Here is a 17,898-nt window from a genome sequence, read left to right on the forward strand (position 1 = left end):
GAGGCAAGAAGATGCTGGAAATAAAAAACATCCATAAATCGTTCGGTAAAAATGAAATTTTAAAAGGTGTCGATTTGAAAATTGATAAGGGCGATGTAGTAGTAATTTTAGGGCCAAGTGGTTCCGGCAAGACAACGTTGCTTCGATGCATTAATTTTCTTGAAAGAGCAGATCAAGGTTCTGCATCCTTTGGAGAGGTAACTGTTGATCTAAAAACAGCTTCCAAAAAAGAAGTATTGGCAATCCGCAAGAAAACGGCCTTTGTATTTCAAAATTATAGTTTATTTAATAATAAAACTGCTTTAGAAAATGTAGCAGAAGGGCTAATAATTGGGAGAAAAGTGCTGAAACATGATGCCTACGAAATTTCAAAAAAAGCGCTCGATAAAGTAGGTTTATCAGAAAAATACGATTCTTACCCTATTCAACTATCAGGTGGGCAGCAGCAGCGTGTTGGTATTGCACGTGCAGTGGCATTGAACCCGGATATTATCCTTTTTGATGAACCGACATCTGCATTAGATCCAGAGCTAGTTGGAGAAGTCCTGCAAGTGATGAAGGAAATTGCAAAAGAAGGTACAACAATGCTTGTCGTCACACATGAAATGGGTTTTGCAAAAGATGTTGCGAACAAAGTAATCTTTATGGATGGCGGTAATATTGTCGAAGAAGGAACGCCACACGAAATTTTTATTACACCAAAGGAAGATCGAACTCGTCGCTTTCTACGTCGTGTCTTGCCTGGTGAATATGACTTTGAAATATAATAGAACTAGCATTGAGGCTGGGACAGAAGTAAAAAATTCTTTGTATGATGGAAGATTCTATATTAAGAAATTGATATTTTATAAATTGATTGGAGTGGAGGGGCGACTCCTGGGGGAACAGCACGAGTGAGAGACTACAGGCTCGAGCCGTGCCCGAGGATGCGCGTCCCCGCAATGGAAATCAATTTAAGCTACATCAAGATAACACCATTTTCCTACTCTAGGAAAATGGTGTTTTCGGGTTATGTCCCACCCCCTTTTGGGTAAATCTGGATGTCAATACTTGATGTTTCTACACAATCCCTTAAAATAAGCTATAATTAGTTATATAATTAAATATTCTCATAAAGGTTCTTTTGCAACTAATGCAAAAAGAGTAAAAGGGAAGCTGGTGAAAATCCAGCGCTGTCCCGCAACTGTAAATGGGAGTAGCACCAAATCCACTGTTTTAAAAATTTGTAATGGAGGGAAGGGGTACGATACCATAAGCCAGGATACCTGCCTTTATGATGACCGATTCAAGCCTTACGAGGATAAGGGGAGTACAATAGTGTAATTTTCTATAATTACTAAAACGTCTCTCTTATACTCAGGGAGACTTTTTATTTTGGCTCGGAAATCCCGGACTTAACAATGAAATACGAAGTGATTTCAATTTCTGCTAAAAATATATCATGTAAAGAATCTTGTTGAGGTAGCATTGTGAAAAAGAGTATGATGTTTGCTTATAGTACATCAATCATTATTTTATTAGTTAGCATTTGGCTTGGCGTTTCGATCGGGTCGGCGAATGTCCCGCTCTCGACCTTGTGGGATAGCGAAACAAATCCCAGTGCGTACAGTATTTTATGGGGTATTCGAATGCCGCGTGTGGTTTTGGCAGGGCTTGTCGGAGCTTCATTGGCCATTGCTGGGGCGGCCTTTCAAGGATTGCTCAAAAATCCTTTGGCCGATCCCTATACACTTGGTATTTCTTCCGGTGCTTCTGTTGGAGCGGTTGCAACCATTTTCTTTAGTCTTTCACTACCGATAATCGGTGTATACACTTTGCCGCTTATCGGAATGATAGGGGCATTCATAACAATGATGCTCGTATTATCCTTCGCGAGATTAATCGACCGTACCTTGAAAATGGAAACCCTTATTTTAACGGGTGTTATTTTCAGTTCCTTTCTGGGGGCTTGCATCTCGTTGATGATTGCACTTACCGGCCAACAGCTGCGAGAGATTACAAGCTGGCTTCTTGGTAGTGTGTCCATGCGGGGATGGCCGTATGTCCAAATGATTTTGCCGTTTGTTGTCATTGGGGTTGTACTTCTGTGGCTCAATCGCCGGGAACTCAACGCCATGATGTATGGTGATGAACGGGCACAGGCCTTGGGGGTAAATGTAAAGAATAGAAAGTATGCGATTTTGGCTGGAGGTTCAATGCTTACTGGAGCGGCAGTGGCCGTTTCAGGTACTATTGGCTTCGTTGGGTTAGTTGTGCCACATATGACGCGTATGCTTTGGGGCACAGATCATCGGCATTTACTAACGCTATCATTTTTAAATGGTGCCAGTCTTTTAATCCTTTGTGATCTCGTTTCAAGGACAATCATTACGCCATCAGAATTACCAATCGGTGTGATTACAGCTTTTATTGGCGCGCCTGTCTTTTCGTATATCTTCTTTAAGCAGCGAAGAAGTAGGGGGTGAATACATGCTAAACGTACAACATATTTCGGGTGGATATGGAAATACACCCCTTCTATCGGATATTTCATTTCACGTAGAAAAAGGGAAGATGGTAGGCATTCTTGGACCGAATGGATGCGGAAAATCGACACTATTGAAAGTTATCAGCGGCATCATGAGTCCCACTTTTGGAAGCGTCATCATCGATGGAAAGGATATAAATCATTATTCAACCCGCGAGTTGGCCAGAAAAATGACCATATTGCCGCAGCTCCATGCAACAGCCTTTTCCAGTACAGTACGAGAGACTGTGTCAATTGGTCGTTACCCCCATCAATCAGGCTTCTTCTCCAGCTGGGGAGCCGAGGATGAAAGAGCTGTAAAAAAGGCAATGCAGCAGACAGGGGTCGAAAAATATGAAGACCACTATTTGGAGTTTCTATCTGGTGGGGAACAGCAAAGAGTTTTCATCGCGCAAGCTTTGGCCCAGGCGTCAAGTCTGCTATTGCTTGATGAACCGACCAATCATCTGGATATTGCACATCAAAAGCAAATCCTGGATATGATTCGTCGAGAAGTAACAAAAAATAAACTGACGGTAGTTTCTGTTTTCCATGATATTAACTTAGCGTCACTCTATTGCGATGAAATTTTGTTAATGGAAAATGGGAAAGTAAAAGCTTTCGGTGCGCCGCATGAGGTTCTGCTTGAGGAGCAAATCGAGGATGTTTATCGTACACGGATTTCCATAAAAGCGCATCCTGAGCAGCCAAAGCCGCAGATGACGATTCTGCCGGACGTAGACGAGCACTCAGAAGAAAAAATAATTACAATAAATCATTTGAACATAAGGGAAGAATATATTGAATTTAAATCAAGCTTTCCGTTGAGAGTGCTATCGTCATCCGTTCATAATGCCGGATTGGGCTGGTATGCAAACTTTATCAACCGGACAGTACAACCTGATTATGATATTGACCATGTACACGAAGAATATTATCAGTACTTAGTGCATGAAGGCTTTTCACCTACAAATACGGTGGGCATGATGACTGCCGTTGACACAAAAAAGGCGGTAATCAAGAAATATGAAATGCCTTATGGTGAAGTTTTCGTAGTAGTAACCGCTGGAGTTGGAAATGCAATCGATGTCTCGCAAAGCTATAAACGCAAATATGGTGATAGGGTCGGAACAATCAATACATGGGTGATCATCAATGGAAAATTATCTGATGAAGCCTTTGTGCAAGCGATGATGACAGCAACAGAAAGCAAATCAAAGGCATTGCAGCATGAAGAGGTGTATGATTGCATATCGGATACACTTGCAACTGGTACACCGACGGATAGCTTATTGATTGCGGCAACACAGCAAGGGAAATTCATGCAATACGGGGGACCCATTACAGAGGTTGGCCAAGTAATTGGGAGAGGTGTTTTTGAGGCGACGGTAGAAGCCATTCAAACTTATCGAAAAGGGGATAGTTAAAAATGAAACTTTATACAAAAACAGGGGATAAAGGCAAAACAAGTTTAATGGGGGGACGTGTAAGCAAGGACGATTTGCGAGTGGAAGCCTATGGTACAATCGATGAGCTGAATTCCTATATTGGCAAGGCTGTAACCGAATTGGATGCGCAAGTATTCAAAGACTTGCTGGAAGACCTTGAAACGATACAGCATGAGTTGTTTGATTGCGGCGGCGATTTAGCTAATGTGATGAAAGAGCGCAAGTATACATTGCAGGAGTCTTCTATTGAAGCATTGGAGAAAAGAATTGATGCCCTGTCAGATGAAGCTCCGCCATTAAAAAGGTTTATCCTGCCTGGTGGGACTCCTGCAGCAGCAACACTTCACATTGCTCGGACAGTTACACGAAGAGCGGAACGTCGGGTTGTCACATTAATGAATGAAGCCTCTGATGTGCCAACAATCGTTCAAAAATACTTAAACCGTTTGTCTGATTACTTTTTCGCAGCTGCACGTGTTGCAAACTTCCGATCCAACATTAAGGATATCGAATATATCCGAAGTGGAGATGTATTTAAATAATTAAATGAAATTGCCCCGTAAGTTAGAAGTTGTCTAATTTTACGGGGCTTTTATCTATTTATCGGAATCTCGGTTTTATTTGTATGAAAGAAAGGGTACTAGGTGGAGAGTGTTTGGTAGAAAAATAGTGCATTATTAACGAACTATCAACAAATTAATAGAAATATTTGAATAATGCGTTGACTGAATGCTCATTCATAATTTACAATAGACATAAAAATGAGGGTTCTTGAATTTATTAATATTATAGAATCATTTAAGACTACTCTAAAAGAAGTTATTTGAACAAAGGGGAAAAAAGGGAAAAGGGGGAGAAGAAATGAATGGATTGCTTATTGCAAATTGGGTATTATTTGCAGCGGTTGTCTTATACGCATTAGGATTATTCTTCTATTTAGTGAAAACACGCTATGAATTTATTCAACTTGGCAGAAAAGAAGAGTTCGAGCTAAAGCTAAGAGAACGCATTGGGGATTTGGCAGAAAAAGTTTTTGGACAATCCAAGCTATTGAAAGATAAAAAAATGGGCTTGGTCCATGTTGCCTTTTTCTATGGCTTCTTGTTGGTTCAATTAGGGGCAATCGATTTGATCTGGAAGGGACTAGCTCCGGGTTCTCATTTACCGCTTGGTGGATTATATCCGGTATTTACTTTCTTCCAGGAAATTGTTGTATTGGTTATTTTAATTGCGGTGGCTGTCGCGTTTTACCGCCGCTATATGGAAAAGCTTGTACGACTTAAACGAGGCTTCAAAAACGGATTGGTTTATTTGTTCCTAGCTGTGTTAATGTTTGCCACTTTAATTGGCAATGGTATGGCACTGATCTGGCATGGACATGCATTGACACTGGCCGAACCCGTTGCTTCCGGGATTGCGTGGCTGTTCCAATGGATGTCGCCAACAGCAGCAGCGGTTGTATTTTTTGTTATGTGGTGGGCACATCTAGTGGCATTGCTTGCCTTCCTTGTTTATATTCCACAGGGCAAACACTTCCACTTAATAACAGGTACTGTAAATGCTGTAGTAAATCGGCAAGACCGTATTGGAACACTTCGTCCGATTGACTTTGCTGCATTGGAAGAAGCCGAGAATGAAGCGGATATGCCGGCGTTGGGTGTCGGTAAGATAACTGATTTCACTCAAAAGCAAATGCTCGACTTATATGCTTGCGTGGAATGTGGCCGCTGTACGAATATGTGTCCGGCAACAGGTACAGGGAAAATGCTTTCGCCAATGGACCTGATAGTTAAATTGCGTGACCACCTAACTTTCACAGGGGCGGTAACAACAAAACAAAAACCTTGGGTACCAGCATTTGCATTTAATAATACACAAGGCAATCAACTGGCGATGGCAGCTGGGGCGGAAGGTGCTATTATTGAAAATATCTATAGCCCTTCATTGATTGGGGATGTCATCACGGAAGAAGAGATTTGGGCATGTACAACTTGCCGTAACTGTGAAGACCAATGTCCGGTAATGAACGAGCATGTTGATAAGATTATTGACCTGCGCCGTTATTTAACGATGACGGAAGGAAAAGTAAATTCCGATGCACAACGCGCCATGAATAATATAGAACGTCAAGGAAATCCATGGGGACTTAATCGAAAAGAAAAAGAAAACTGGCGTGAAATGGACCCATCGATTCCGATTCCGACGGTGAAAGAAGCGAAGAAATCCGGTGAAGGCTTTGAGTATTTATTCTGGGTTGGTTCCATGGGATCGTTTGATAGCCGCTCACAGAAAATCGCTCTATCCTTTGCCCGTCTAATGAATGAGGCAGGAGTGAAATTTGCGATTTTAGGCAATAAAGAGAAGAACTCTGGAGATACACCTCGCCGTTTAGGGAATGAGTTTTTATTCCAGGAGCTTGCCACAGCAAACATCGACGAATTCGTGAAAAATAACGTGACGAAAATTGTAACGATTGACCCGCATGCTTATAACATCTTTAAAAACGAGTACAGAGATTTTGGATGGGAAGGGGAAGTATACCATCATACAGAGCTACTATATGATTTAGTGAATGAAGGTAAACTGACATTAAATCATCGGGTAGATGAAACCATTGTATTCCATGATTCATGCTATTTAGGTCGCTACAATGATGTATATGATGCACCGCGTGAAATTCTAAAAGCCATTCCAGGCGTAAATCTTGTCGAGATGGAACGTAACCGTGAAACTGCAATGTGCTGTGGAGCCGGTGGTGGTCTGATGTGGATGGAAGAACACGTTGGAAACCGAATAAATGTAGCAAGAACAGAACAAGCTCTTGCGACAAACGCATCCGTAATTTCTTCCGGCTGTCCATACTGCTTAACGATGCTATCGGATGGAACGAAAGCAAAAGAGGTCGAGGAATCAGTTGGCACTTTCGATATCGCCGAGCTCTTGGAACGTTCTGTATTCGGCGAAAAAGTGGTTGAAGTGCTCGATGAAAAAGTCGTAGAGGTTTAATTGGATGGCTTTCGAAGGTTACGAAAATGATGTTTTTCCTAGGAAATTAAAACTTAATAGAGATAGAACTTGAAATATCAGAAAAATTAAAATTGATTAACAGATTAATATTCTATAAAATATAGATAAATGTAAAAAGGGAGTTCTAAATGGCTCCCCTTTTTATTAAACATAAACTGAGCGAGCGTTCAGTCGATGGAAGCAGTGCAAAAATCTATTGGGGTTAGGAAATGCAAGAATGCAGTACCCGTAAAACTACTGTAAGCACCTCAGAAACAACTTTAAAAGACTGTGGGTAAAACTCGAAAATACAAAGGGGATGAAGATTTGGGTAGAACAGTTATTTTAGAAGGAGCAAGAACACCGTTTGGAAAGTTTGGGGGAACACTTTCGGCATTAACAGCAAGTGATTTGGGAGGAAACGCCATTAAAGCAGCATTGGAAAGAGCGAATGTCACAGCAGAAGAAGTCAATGAGGTCATTATGGGAACAGTGCTTCAAGCTGGGCAAGGACAAATTCCTTCACGACAAGCTGCACAAAAAGCAGGAATTCCTTATTCCGTAAAAACAGAGACCATTAATAAAGTATGTGCTTCAGGATTGCGCAGTGTTACTCTAGCCGATCAGCTTATTCGATTGGGAGACGAAGAAGTGATTGTTGCTGGTGGCATGGAATCTATGTCAAATGCACCTTACTATTTACCAAATGGACGATGGGGTTTGCGTATGGGTGATGCGAAAATGGTAGATGGCATGGTGTATGATGGGCTATCCTGTGCTTTCCATCCAAAAAATGTGCATATGGGTACTTATGGGAATGAAACGGCCAATGCATTTGAACTTGCCAGAGAAACGCAGGATGAGTGGGCGGTTAGAAGTCACCAATTAGCAGTAAAAGCGATGCAAGAGGGGAAATTTGCCGAAGAAATTGCACCAATTGAGATTCAAGGCAGAAAAGGTGACGTAACGACAGTGGTGGAGGATGAAGCACCTCGTAAAAATTCATCTTTGGAAGCGTTGTCAAAACTGAAACCCGCATTCGATAAAGATGGAACAATAACTGCAGGGAATGCACCAGGAATTAATGATGGGGCTTGTGCTCTTGTGTTAATGAGTGAAGAAAAAGCAACCCTGGAAGGCAAAAAGCCACTAGCTTATGTATTGGGGCATGCAGAGGTCGGGGTTGAGCCCAAGGATTTTCCACAGACACCGGGACTTGTGATTAACGAGCTGTTAAAGAAAACGAATAAAACAATTGAAGACATCGACCTTATCGAAATTAATGAAGCATTTGCCGCTGTGGCTCTTGTTAGCAATCAAATTGCAGGAATAGATGCTGAAAAAGTAAATGTTAATGGTGGCGCAGTTGCACTTGGACATCCAATTGGTGCATCTGGTGCAAGAATCATTTTAACTTTAGCTTACGAGTTAAGACGCCGAGGCGGCGGCGTTGGAATTGCTGCCATTTGTTCAGGCGGCGGGCAAGGGGATGCCATACTGATTGAAGTGCCGAAACGATAATTTCATAGAAACACTACGAACTTCCAAATAGATTCAAACACGTTCAAACAAAAGTAAGGGGATGAGAGAGCAGTGGCGATTCAAAAAGTGATGGTTGTTGGTGCTGGGCAAATGGGGTCAGGGATAGCTCAAGTTTGTGCACAAGCAGGCTTCGACGTAAAACTGAATGACATGAAGCAGGAGTTTTTCGATCGTGGGCTGGGGGTTATTACAAAAAACCTGGCAAGAGATGTGGAAAAGGGAAGAAAGACAGAAGAAGAAAAAGAAGCGATACTGGGCCGAATTACAATGTCACTTAGTCTGGAGGACGCACAAGATGCGGATCTGGTTATAGAAGCGGCAACAGAAAATATGGAGATTAAACAATCCATCTTTAGAGACCTGGATGGCATTGCACCAAAACATGCAATCCTGGCAACGAACACTTCATCCTTGCCAATAACGGAGATTGCTGCTGTAACAAAACGTCCGGAACATGTGATAGGCATGCACTTTATGAATCCCGTCCCAGTGATGAAGCTTGTTGAAATCATACGCGGCCTTGCAACGGCAGACGAGGTTTACCATGCAGTAGAAGAAATGACGCGGAAATTATCAAAAACACCAGTTGAAGTAAATGATTTCCCAGGTTTTATTTCCAACCGTATTTTACTGCCGATGATTAATGAAGCAATCTACGCATTGTATGAAGGGGTGGCGTCCAAGGACGCGATTGATGATGTCATGAAACTAGGGATGAATCATCCGATGGGGCCGTTGACGCTAGCTGATTTTATTGGCTTGGATACATGTCTCTCAATAATGGAGATCCTGCACGAGGGCTTGGGAGATAGCAAATACCGTCCATGTCCGCTGCTTCGTAAGTATGTGGCTGCAGGTTGGCTTGGAAAGAAATCCGGCCGTGGGTTCTATGTGTACGAAGACTAGTAGGGAGGGGTTTCTATGCATCTAGTATTTACAGAAGAGCAAATGATGATGCGGGATATGGTGCGTCAATTTGCAGAAAGTGAAATAACTCCATTCATCGACAACATGGAGCAGGGGGAATTCCCGCATGTAATCCTGAGGAAAATGGGAGAGCTTGGTCTAATGGGCATTACTGTTCCGGAAGAGTATGGCGGAGCAGGAATGGACTTTACCTCCTATATCCTGGCGATCAATGAACTATCAAAAGTTAGCGCAGTTGTGGGAGTTATCCTTTCCGTGCATACTTCTGTCGGAACGAACCCAATTCTATATTTTGGAACAGAGCAACAAAAGAAAAAATATATTCCGAAATTGGCGAGCGGCGGGTATTTAGGTGCGTTTTGCTTGACGGAGCCTGAAGCGGGGTCAGATGCAGGGGCGTTAAAAACGAAGGCTGTCAAACAGGATGACCATTATGTCCTAAACGGGTCGAAGGTATTTATTACAAACGGTGGAGAAGCGGATGTATATATTGTCTTTGCTTCAACGAATCCTGCCAGAGGATCCCGAGGAATCTCTGCGTTTATCGTAGAGAAGGATACGCCAGGGTTTATTGTTGGGAAAGATGAGGAGAAAATGGGGCTTCATGGCTCCAAAACGGTACAGCTTACCTTTGAAAATATGAAAGTGCCGGCAGAGAATTTATTGGGCAATGAAGATGAAGGCTTTAAAATTGCCATGGCCAACTTAAATATCGGAAGAATCGGCATTTCTGCACAAAGCCTAGGAATCGCACAAGCCGCATTGGAGGCGGCAACAAACTATGCCAAAGAACGAATTCAATTCGGAAAGCCGATTGCTGTCAACCAAGGGGTAGGTTTTAAACTGGCGGACATGGCTACGGCAGTAGAAGCCGCAAGATTACTGGTATATCGAGCAGCAAATCTCCAATCTCTAGGATTACCTTGTGGCAAAGAAGCATCGATGGCGAAATTGTTCGCCTCCAAAACTGCCGTTAATGTTTCTACGGAAGCAATCCAAGTATTCGGTGGATACGGCTATACAAAGGATTATCCAGTCGAACGATATTTCCGGGACGCCAAAGTAACAGAAATCTATGAAGGTACAAGCGAAATCCAAAAAATTGTAATAAGTACCAGGCTCACAAACAATTCCAAATAGTTGGAGTTGTCCTGAAGCTGTGTGAGTGCCTGGCACACACACAATACACACATTCAAATAACGGGGGATGGGAAAATGAATTTTCAGTTGTCTGAGGAGCATCAACAATTACGCGCGATGATTCGTGATTTTGCCTTGAATGAAGTAGCGCCAACAGCAGGAGAACGTGACGAGGAAGAGCGCTTTGATCGTGAAATTTGGGATAAGATGGCCGAACTTGGGTTAACGGGTATTCCGTGGCCGGAAGAATACGGAGGGGCAGGGTTTGATTATCTAGCTTATGCAATTGCAGTCGAGGAGCTGTCTCGTGTCTGTGCATCAACAGGCGTAACACTATCGGCACATACATCTTTGGCAGGCTGGCCAATTTACAGTTTTGGGACTGAGGAACAAAAGCAAAAATACCTTCGCCCAATGGCTGAAGGGAAAAAAATCGGTGCCTATTGTTTAACAGAAGCTGGCTCTGGTAGTGATGCAGGGGGCATGAAAACAACAGCAAAGCTTGAAGGCGATGAGTACGTATTAAATGGCTCCAAAATTTTCATTACCAATGGCGGTATTGCTGATACGTATGTGGTGTTTGCGGTAACAGATCCTGATTCAAAACATAAAGGTACAAGTGCATTTATTGTTGAATCGAGCTTCCCGGGCTTTGGTGTCGGCAAGAAAGAGAAGAAATTGGGTATTCGTTCATCTCCAACAACGAAAATCATCTTTGATAACTGCCGTGTGCCAAAAGAAAACCTTCTTGGCAGTGAAGGGGAAGGCTTTATCATTGCCATGAAAACACTGGACGGAGGAAGAAACGGGATTGCTGCGCAGGCAGTCGGAATTGCGCAAGGTGCGTTAGATGCAGCGACAGAATATGCAAAAGAGCGTGTTCAATTTGGAAAACCGATCCTTGCAAACCAAGGTATCTCTTTTAAGTTGGCAGATATGGCAACAGCTATAGAAGCGTCCAGACTCTTGACTTACAATGCGGCTTGGCTAGAATCGAATAACCTTCCTTACGGGAAAGAATCGGCAATGGCAAAGCTAATGGCAGGCGACACGGCAATGACTGTTACAACCGAGGCAGTGCAAGTGTTTGGCGGCTATGGCTATACAAAAGATTACCCTGTAGAGCGCTATATGCGCGATGCAAAGATTACGCAAATTTACGAAGGAACACAAGAGATTCAGCGATTAGTAATCTCTCGTATGATCACGAAGTAATCAATGGCAGAGAGAAATGGAAAGATCCTAGTCAAATCATCTATCAAAGATGAAGGTCTCATTGAGATTCGAAGAAGGCAAATTGTTGAAGGAGCGATGAAACTTTTCAAAGAAAAAGGCTTTCATCGTGCCACAACAAGGGAAATAGCCAAAGCTGCGGGATTTAGCATCGGGACTTTGTATGAATATATCCGTACAAAAGAAGATGTACTTTATCTGGTTTGCGACAATATTTATCATCAGGTGATCCAGCGACTATCCCATATTTCTGCAAGCTCCGGAACAATCGAAGAGCTAAAGGAAGCGATCGGACAATACTTTATTTTAATCGATAGTATGGTAGATGAATTTACGATCATGTACCAGGAAACGAAAACTTTGCCAAAAGAGGCGCAAAGCTACGTTTTAAAAAAAGAGCTAGAGATGGTGTCTATTTTTGAAAAAATATTGAAGGCATGTGTACAATCGGGGAGTTTAAAGGTTACAGATAAAGAGGTCTTTCTGGCGGCAAATCATATCGTTGTTCAGGGGCAAGCATGGGCGTTCCGAAAATGGGCGCTACATAAGCATTTCACTATTAAGGAGTACACCATTGCCCAAACAAAGATGTGCCTGTCCGGGATTTTACATTTTAAAGAGTAATGCAGTCCACACCGCCAAAAGCATACGTTTGTACGTTGCATGAAGCGGTGTTTTATTTAGAGTGAGAGTCAGGAGTTAAGAAATATCAAAATGGGGATGGAAAATTATTATCCTGACGTTTCTTACACATTCACGTTCTTGAAAGGGGTACTAGTATGGTAAATGTTAAGCAAGCTGCCGATACAGTAAAAAAGGGTGTCTATCGTCCAAGACACAATGTGCGTTTTGTAACCGCATCAAGTTTATTTGATGGGCATGACGTTTCAGTGAATATTATGCGACGTATTCTGCAGGCAAGTGGGGTAGAGGTGATTCACCTTGGCCATAACCGCTCAGTAGAAGAAGTCGTTAACGCGGCAATACAAGAGGATGCACAAGCAGTAGCCATTTCCTCCTACCAAGGTGGACATATGGAATACTTTAAATACATGTATGACCTTTTAGCCGAGAAGGGTGCCCCGCATATTAGAATCTACGGCGGCGGTGGCGGAGTGATTCTGCCTAGAGAAATTAAAGAGCTTCATGAATACGGCATTGCCGGTATTTTCTCTCCTGAAGATGGTATGAAGCTAGGTTTGCAGGGGATGATTAATAAGCAAATTGAGGAATCGGACTTCTCTACCTTGAAAGGCAACTATATCGAGCTGCTCGAAAAGCTCTCTCCTGATCGCCCTGAAATACTGGCAAACTTAATTACGGCTGCAGAGCTCGGTGGGGACGGGCAAACGTTCCACCTAATCGAAGAAGCAAGGAAAAGGTCCAAAAACACACCTGTTTTAGGGATTACAGGTACGGGCGGAGCAGGAAAATCTTCTTTAACGGATGAATTAATTCGTCGATTTTTGCGTGAATTTCCGGACAAAAAGATGGCCATTGTTTCGGTGGATCCTACAAAGCAAAAAACCGGGGGGGCTTTGCTGGGAGACCGAATTCGCATGAATGCCATTTTTGACCAGCGCGTTTATATGCGAAGTTTAGCAACACGGGGTTCTAGAACAGAGCTATCCGCTTCTATTGGCGATGTACTGGATATTGTGAAGGCAGCTGGTTTTGATTTCATCGTCGTAGAAACAAGTGGGATTGGGCAAGGTGATGCGGAAATCACCAAATATACCGACCTTTCGATGTACGTGATGACGAGTGAATTTGGTGCGCCAACCCAGCTGGAGAAAATCGACATGATTGACTATGCAGATTTAATCGTCATCAATAAGTTTGAACGCAAGGGTTCCGAGGATGCGCTTCGTCAGGTACAGAAGCAATATCAACGATCACATGAGCTATGGTCTGAGGATTTGGATAAAATGCCGGTCTACGGTACGATTGCCAGCCAGTTCAATGATAAAGGAACGAACTCCTTGTTTGCGGCACTGGTTACCAAAATTAACGAAAAGTTCAGCTTTGACTGGAAAACCTCCTATGAGCTATTTGTGAAAACGCAAAAACAAGATGTGATTATCCCGAATAATCGCCGTTATTATTTGCGAGAAATTGCCGATACAGTCCGGAATTATCATAAAAAGGCTGCCCAACAGGTCGAGTTGGCACGCAAATTATATCAACTAGAAGGAACAATGGAGCAAATCCGTGAAAAAACACCGGATGATGCTTTAGTAAAATCGCTCGAATCTCTGGCAGATAGTGTTAAAGGTGAATTATCAGCTGAGTCAAAACGAATCCTTCAGAACTGGGAGAGTATCAAACAATCCTATGCGAGTGAAGAATTTGTAACGAAAGTAAGAGATAAAGAAATCCGGACTTTATTAAAAACGACATCCTTATCAGGAACGAAAATTCCAAAAGTAGCACTACCAAAATATAAGGACTACGGCGAAATCCTGCGATGGGTGTATGCGGAAAATGTTCCGGGAGAATTTCCTTATACAGCAGGTGTATTTCCATTCAAGAGAGAAGGGGAGGACCCAAAACGTCAATTTGCCGGAGAAGGTACACCGGAAAGAACCAACAAACGGTTCCATTATTTATCGAAAGATGATGATGCAAAACGACTTTCCACAGCCTTTGACTCAGTTACTTTATATGGCGAAGACCCGGATTACCGCCCGGATATTTACGGGAAGGTCGGCGAATCGGGAGTAAGTATTTGTACATTGGACGATATGAAAAAGTTATATGCAGGCTTTGATTTATGTGCACCTTCCACATCGGTTTCAATGACCATCAACGGCCCCGCACCAATTATTTTGGCAATGTTTATGAATACGGCGATCGACCAGCAGGTACAGCTGAAAGAAGAAGAACTTGGCCGACAACTGACAGTAGAAGAGTTTACTGAAGTGCGCAGCAAGACATTGCAGGTTGTGCGCGGAACGGTGCAGGCAGATATTTTGAAAGAAGATCAAGGCCAGAACACATGTATCTTCTCAACTGAATTTGCCCTGCGAATGATGGGGGACATCCAGGCATACTTCATTGACCAAAAAGTACGCAATTATTACTCGGTGTCCATATCCGGCTATCATATTGCCGAAGCAGGAGCAAACCCGATATCCCAGCTGGCATTTACACTAGCGAATGGCTTTACGTATGTTGAATACTATTTAAGCCGAGGAATGAAAATAGATGATTTTGCACCGAATCTTTCATTCTTCTTCTCTAACGGACTAGACCCCGAATATACAGTAATTGGCCGGGTTGCGCGCAGAATTTGGTCCACTGTCATGCGTGATAAGTATAATGCAAATGAACGTTCACAAAAATTAAAATATCATGTTCAAACATCAGGTCGTTCACTGCACGCGCAAGAAATTGACTTTAATGATATTCGCACTACTTTACAAGCCTTAATGGCCCTGCAGGATAACTGTAATTCCCTTCATACAAATGCCTATGATGAAGCCATTACTACACCTACGGAAGAGTCGGTGAGACGCGCAATGGCGATTCAGATGATCATTACAAAAGAACATGGGTTATCCAAAAACGAAAACCCACTGCAAGGTTCATTTATTGTAGAAGAATTAACAGATTTAGTGGAAAACGCGGTACTGGAAGAGTTTGAACGAATGAATGATCGTGGAGGAGTTCTTGGGGCGATGGAGACTCAATATCAACGCGGGAAAATCCAAGAGGAATCCATGTATTATGAGCATCTTAAGCATTCGGGCGAGCTGCCGATCATCGGGGTCAATATGTATTTAAACCCGAATCCTCCTTCGGCAGAAAGCATCAATAGTATGGAAATAGCGCGTGCCTCAAAAGAGGAAAAAGAATTACAAATTCATAATTTGCAAGCTTTCCAAGCACGTCACCAAACGGAGTGCGAAGCTTCCCTAAATAAGCTTAAAGAAGTTGCCCTGACTGGCGGCAATATTTTCGAACAGCTTATGGAAACAGTCCAAGTAGCAAGTCTTGGCCAAATTACCAGAGCCTTGTATGAGGTTGGTGGGCAATACAGAAGAAATATGTAATGAAAACGCGCTTGCTTTTGAAACGGCAATCAAAAGCGGGCGTGTTTTTTATAGGTATTGAAGCTTCTGCTGATTTTACTTTCGTAAGGCGAATGCTGCCTTATTAAAGGGATTAGTGGTCCTGAATAAAATTGCGAAGTAAATGGTATCATTTAGGAGGTAACCAGCACCTAAATATGAGATAATTTTGGTAACTTAATTCATTCATGAAAAAATAGTTCCAATTATGGATGAGAAGGCTAGTACTATTTTTTCAAATTTAGCTATAATAGATGGGACAGAAGGGAAGGATTTCAATTGCTGAAACAATACTTACATTACATAATCATTCTGGCGTGCCTGATTGGCATTTTCTTCTTGTATGATAAGCAATTAGGGTCTGTTCCACTATTGGTTTTATCGGGTTTTTTATTTTATTTAGGAATAAAAGAAATATATAAATTAAAAAAGAGTAAATGAAACTAGCATAGTGTATAGCACTTTGTATATAATGGATATTATGTTTAAGATATGTATTATCTTTGTTTACAGATAAGCTAAGTACTATACTTATCTGTGTAAAGGCTTGCTGTAGCTTTTAAGACGGGGCTTTACTGTAAGCAAATTTTTTCTAATGTAAATCACTATAACAATAGAAATAGTGATAGATACAGGTATATCACTTAGAGCAAATGTGTTTTGAACAAAATAATGATACTTATTGTACTGATAGAAAGGACGTGCACGAGTTGGATATTCGTGAAATGACAAAAGAACAATTAGCAGAAGAATCGTTAATTGACTTAGCCTACGCAATTTTGGAAGAGAAAAAATCACCGATTGGATTCCAGGACTTATTAAAAGCAATTCAAAGTTTAAACGGTCTATCTGACGCTGAAATCCAAGATCGACTTGTACAATTTTATACAGATATGAATATCGATGGACGCTTCCTTTTAAACCATGAAAATGGATGGGGACTTCGTGAGTGGTATAAAGTTGAAACGATTGAAGAAGAAACAGCGCCAACGGTTAAAGCGCGCAAACGCAAATCAAAAGCATCTGCCGATGATGAAGAAGATTTAATCGTCGATGAAGACGATCTTGTATTTGAAGAAGACTTCGATGAATTTGTTGATGAAGAGGTTGAGGACGAAGATGAAGATCTAGACTTTGTTGAAGAAGAAATCGACAGCATCGACGAAGTGGACGCTGACATCGACGACGACCTAATCGAAGAAGAAGACGGATTCATCATTGATGACGATGAAGCAGAAGAAGAAGATGAAGAAGACGAAGATTTAGACGACGAGCTAGAAAAATAATTTAATGTTTTCTGACGTGTAGGTAGGGGCCAGAGTGCCCGTATCTACACTTTTTTTGTTTTGTTTTATGTTTGTGTGTTGCAGGAGTGGTGGGTTTATATTTGTAGGGGGCATGAAGTAGTTTTTGCGGGGAGTTTCTTTGTGAAAAGTGCTTCATGAAGAGGATGAAGTATTTTGTAGTGTTGGTTTCAGTATAAAAAGTACTTCATGAAGAGGATGAAGTATTTTGTGTATGGGGGATAAATTGAAATGCGCTTCATCAAGGGGATGAAACGCGTTATAAGAGTAATTCGAGATTGAGATGCGTTTGATGAAGGGGATGAAACGCGTTTTAGGAGTAATTCGGGGTTGAGATGCGTTTGATGAAGGGGATGAAACGCGTTTTAGGAGTAATTCGAGGTTGAGATGCGTTTGATGAAGGGGATGAAACGCGTTTTAGGAGTAATTCGAGGTTGAGATGCGTTTGATGAAGGGGATCAAACGCGTTATAAGAGTAATTCGAGGTTGAGATGCGTTTGATGAAGGGGATGAAACGCGTTATAGGAGCAACTTTAGCTTAAAGTACGTTTCATCAGAGGGATGATACTTATTACCTCGAACTCTCAGAAATCAGGCTTTGCCTTATTTATTTGCGAAGTAACCAAACCTCCATAGAACGAATATTCATTTCGCTAAAATAAGTGAAATTATGCTAAACTCCATTAAAGCACTTGACTTCTATGGGCGTTCCATATAAT

12 protein-coding genes and 1 riboswitch are annotated in these 17,898 nt (G+C 42.0%); all 12 genes read left to right on the forward strand.

The genetic code is table 11. The annotated features are described in order from the left end of the window. Positions 1-11 precede the first annotated feature (11 nt). The 12 genes from QYB95_RS00880 to rpoE all read left to right on the forward strand — a co-directional run bounded on the left by QYB95_RS00880 (position 12) and on the right by rpoE (position 17,161). On the forward strand, positions 12-767 hold the full coding sequence (locus QYB95_RS00880) for an amino acid ABC transporter ATP-binding protein (protein WP_301136185.1): 756 nt from the start codon (positions 12-14) through the stop codon (positions 765-767). 331 nt (positions 768-1,098) lie between these two features. Continuing rightward, positions 1,099-1,287: riboswitch (cobalamin riboswitch) on the forward strand. A gap of 194 nt (positions 1,288-1,481) precedes the next feature. Beyond that, positions 1,482-2,465, forward strand: a complete 984-nt coding sequence (locus tag QYB95_RS00885) for a FecCD family ABC transporter permease (RefSeq protein ID WP_301136527.1) — start codon at positions 1,482-1,484, stop codon at positions 2,463-2,465. A gap of 4 nt (positions 2,466-2,469) precedes the next feature. After that, on the forward strand, positions 2,470-3,933 hold the full coding sequence (locus tag QYB95_RS00890) for an adenosylcobinamide amidohydrolase (protein WP_301136186.1): 1,464 nt from the start codon (positions 2,470-2,472) through the stop codon (positions 3,931-3,933). A gap of 2 nt (positions 3,934-3,935) precedes the next feature. After that, positions 3,936-4,496 carry a cob(I)yrinic acid a,c-diamide adenosyltransferase gene (locus QYB95_RS00895; protein WP_301136187.1) on the forward strand — a complete coding sequence of 187 codons (561 nt, stop codon included), beginning with the start codon at positions 3,936-3,938 and terminating at the stop codon, positions 4,494-4,496. A 319-nt stretch (positions 4,497-4,815) separates the two neighbouring features. Further along, positions 4,816-6,960: a heterodisulfide reductase-related iron-sulfur binding cluster gene (locus tag QYB95_RS00900; RefSeq protein WP_301136188.1), complete on the forward strand. Its 2,145-nt coding sequence runs from the start codon at positions 4,816-4,818 to the stop codon at positions 6,958-6,960. A 327-nt stretch (positions 6,961-7,287) separates the two neighbouring features. Beyond that, positions 7,288-8,481, forward strand: coding sequence for an acetyl-CoA C-acetyltransferase (locus tag QYB95_RS00905; protein WP_301136189.1), 1,194 nt, complete (start codon positions 7,288-7,290; stop codon positions 8,479-8,481). A 72-nt stretch (positions 8,482-8,553) separates the two neighbouring features. Further along, positions 8,554-9,408 carry a 3-hydroxybutyryl-CoA dehydrogenase gene (locus tag QYB95_RS00910; protein ID WP_301136190.1) on the forward strand — a complete coding sequence of 285 codons (855 nt, stop codon included), beginning with the start codon at positions 8,554-8,556 and terminating at the stop codon, positions 9,406-9,408. A 15-nt stretch (positions 9,409-9,423) separates the two neighbouring features. Then, positions 9,424-10,569, forward strand: coding sequence for an acyl-CoA dehydrogenase (locus QYB95_RS00915; RefSeq protein ID WP_301136191.1), 1,146 nt, complete (start codon positions 9,424-9,426; stop codon positions 10,567-10,569). A gap of 75 nt (positions 10,570-10,644) precedes the next feature. Next, entirely contained in the window at positions 10,645-11,784 is a 1,140-nt protein-coding gene (locus QYB95_RS00920; RefSeq protein ID WP_301136192.1) for an acyl-CoA dehydrogenase, read from the forward strand. 3 nt (positions 11,785-11,787) lie between these two features. Next, complete coding sequence (locus QYB95_RS00925) at positions 11,788-12,426, forward strand: TetR/AcrR family transcriptional regulator (RefSeq protein ID WP_301136193.1); 639 nt, start codon at positions 11,788-11,790, stop codon at positions 12,424-12,426. A 155-nt stretch (positions 12,427-12,581) separates the two neighbouring features. After that, positions 12,582-15,857, forward strand: a complete 3,276-nt coding sequence (gene icmF / locus QYB95_RS00930; protein WP_301136194.1) for a fused isobutyryl-CoA mutase/GTPase IcmF — start codon at positions 12,582-12,584, stop codon at positions 15,855-15,857. A gap of 743 nt (positions 15,858-16,600) precedes the next feature. Continuing rightward, a complete protein-coding gene (rpoE, locus tag QYB95_RS00935; RefSeq protein WP_301136195.1) occupies positions 16,601-17,161 on the forward strand; it encodes a DNA-directed RNA polymerase subunit delta in 561 nt (186 codons plus the stop codon). Positions 17,162-17,898: the final 737 nt, after the last annotated feature.

The organism is Ureibacillus aquaedulcis, assembly GCF_030418165.1.
GTDB lineage: Bacteria > Bacillota > Bacilli > Bacillales_A > Planococcaceae > Ureibacillus > Ureibacillus aquaedulcis.

Bases quoted from the DNA above. Each gene is read 5' to 3' on its own strand.
- QYB95_RS00925 (WP_301136193.1), top strand. From the start codon at position 11,788: ATGGCAGAGAGAAATGGAAAGATCCTAGTCAAATCATCTATCAAAGAT.
- icmF (WP_301136194.1), top strand. From the start codon at position 12,582: ATGGTAAATGTTAAGCAAGCTGCCGATACAGTAAAAAAGGGTGTCTAT.
- QYB95_RS00890 (WP_301136186.1), top strand. From the start codon at position 2,470: ATGCTAAACGTACAACATATTTCGGGTGGATATGGAAATACACCCCTT.
- QYB95_RS00915 (WP_301136191.1), top strand. From the start codon at position 9,424: ATGCATCTAGTATTTACAGAAGAGCAAATGATGATGCGGGATATGGTG.
- QYB95_RS00900 (WP_301136188.1), top strand. From the start codon at position 4,816: ATGAATGGATTGCTTATTGCAAATTGGGTATTATTTGCAGCGGTTGTC.
- QYB95_RS00880 (WP_301136185.1), top strand. From the start codon at position 12: ATGCTGGAAATAAAAAACATCCATAAATCGTTCGGTAAAAATGAAATT.
- QYB95_RS00920 (WP_301136192.1), top strand. From the start codon at position 10,645: ATGAATTTTCAGTTGTCTGAGGAGCATCAACAATTACGCGCGATGATT.
- rpoE (WP_301136195.1), top strand. From the start codon at position 16,601: ATGACAAAAGAACAATTAGCAGAAGAATCGTTAATTGACTTAGCCTAC.
- QYB95_RS00895 (WP_301136187.1), top strand. From the start codon at position 3,936: ATGAAACTTTATACAAAAACAGGGGATAAAGGCAAAACAAGTTTAATG.
- QYB95_RS00885 (WP_301136527.1), top strand. From the start codon at position 1,482: ATGATGTTTGCTTATAGTACATCAATCATTATTTTATTAGTTAGCATT.